1 pseudogene is annotated in these 248 nt (G+C 60.1%); it reads right to left on the minus strand.

The features are described from left to right. Window positions 1-248 (minus strand): annotated as a pseudogene (locus ACCD02_RS32775) (hypothetical protein); the annotation flags it as partial.

The raw sequence follows: 248 nt of genomic DNA on the forward strand, positions 1-248 counted from the left end.
GCCTTATGGGTGAGTTCGTCGGCCCAGAACGGCCGATGGGTTGTGGTGAAGTCGGCCCTGGCGTATTCGGGGCCAAAGCGGATCGGGTCTTTTACGGCGGGCGCCGGGAAGTGAAGGGTTTGCGATTGCGTGCTCAGGATGAATTGCGCACGAACGACCCATTCAAATGTATGGGACTCGATTGTCGCCCCGGTTTGTGGCGTGGCCCATGAGAAGGGTGTGTCGACATACAGCTCCAGCGCATCGGG

The sequence above is a fragment of the Pseudomonas sp. Pseusp88 genome (assembly GCF_047303955.1).
In the GTDB taxonomy this organism is placed as follows: Bacteria; Pseudomonadota; Gammaproteobacteria; order Pseudomonadales; family Pseudomonadaceae; genus Aquipseudomonas.